The organism is Streptacidiphilus sp. EB103A (genome assembly GCF_041261405.1).
Lineage (GTDB): Bacteria > Actinomycetota > Actinomycetes > Streptomycetales > Streptomycetaceae > Streptacidiphilus.
In genome coordinates, this window is record NZ_JBGCAQ010000058.1 from 1 (window position 1) to 1,549 (window position 1,549).

The 1,549-nt window shown below is 59.3% G+C and carries 2 rRNA genes; both read right to left on the minus strand.

Annotated elements, in window-relative coordinates:
• Positions 1-853, minus strand: a 23S ribosomal RNA gene (locus tag ABH941_RS40870); the annotation flags it as partial.
• Positions 854-1,152: 299 nt separating this feature from the next.
• A 16S ribosomal RNA gene (locus tag ABH941_RS40875) occupies positions 1,153-1,549 on the minus strand; the annotation flags it as partial.

Below are 1,549 nucleotides of genomic sequence, written 5' to 3' on the forward strand. Positions count from 1 at the left end.
CAACCCTGGTGGGTTCGGTCCTCCACACGGTCTTACCCGCGCTTCAACCTGCCCATGGCTAGATCACTCCGCTTCGGGTCTTGGGCGCGCTACTACGTCGCCCTGTTCGGACTCGCTTTCGCTACGGCTACCCCACACGGGTTAACCTCGCAACACACCGCAAACTCGCAGGCTCATTCTTCAAAAGGCACGCAGTCACGACAGCTCTGTGCAAGCACAGGCTGAGACGCTCCCACGGCTTGTAGGCACACGGTTTCAGGTACTATTTCACTCCGCTCCCGCGGTACTTTTCACCATTCCCTCACGGTACTGTCCGCTATCGGTCACTAGGGAATATTTAGGCTTAGCGGGTGGTCCCGCCAGATTCACACGGAATTTCTCGGGCTCCGTGCTACTTGGGAACATCACAAAGGAGCCGCCAGTGTTTCGTCTACGGGGGTCTTACCCTCTACGCCGGACCTTTCGCATGTCCTTCGACTACACCAACGGTTTCTGACTCCTCGCTGATCCGGCAGAATCAGCCTGTAAGTCCCACGACCCCAGTCACGCAACCCCTGCCGGGTATCACACGTGACTGGTTTAGCCTCATCCGATTTCGCTCGCCACTACTCTCGGAATCACGGTTGTTTTCTCTTCCTGCGGGTACTGAGATGTTTCACTTCCCCGCGTTCCCTCCACACCGCCTATGTGTTCAGCAGCGGGTGACAGCCCATGACGACTGCCGGGTTTCCCCATTCGGACACCCCCGGATCAAAGCTCGGTTGACAGCTCCCCGGGGCCTATCGTGGCCTCCCACGTCCTTCATCGGTTCCTAGTGCCAAGGCATCCACCGTGCGCCCTTAAAAACTTGGCCACAGATGCTCGCGTCCACTGTGCAGTTCTCAAGCAACGACCAGCCACCCACCTGAACCAAGCATGGGGCCGGCACCGAAGACCCGACCAGACGGCCGCGCCCTCAGGACCCAACAACGTGCCCGACAGGACCAGAACCACCAGGACCGCGTTCCACGCACCCCGAGGGGTGCAGTACTAACAGTCCCGGGACCCGGGACCTGCCGAATAGTCAACGTTCCACCCATGAGCAGACCACCGTCAGACATGCGCTGACGCAGTGGCCCTCTGACCGCCGTAGCGGTGAGAAGCGCTCCTTAGAAAGGAGGTGATCCAGCCGCACCTTCCGGTACGGCTACCTTGTTACGACTTCGTCCCAATCGCTGGTCCCACCTTCGACAGCTCCCTCCCACAAGGGGTTGGGCCACCGGCTTCGGGTGTTACCGACTTTCGTGACGTGACGGGCGGTGTGTACAAGGCCCGGGAACGTATTCACCGCAGCAATGCTGATCTGCGATTACTAGCAACTCCGACTTCATGGGGTCGAGTTGCAGACCCCAATCCGAACTGAGACCGGCTTTTTGAGATTCGCTCCACCTCGCGGTATCGCAGCTCATTGTACTGGCCATTGTAGCACGTGTGCAGCCCAAGACATAAGGGGCATGATGATTTGACGTCGTCCCCACCTTCCTCCGAGTTGACCCCGGCAGTCTCCTGT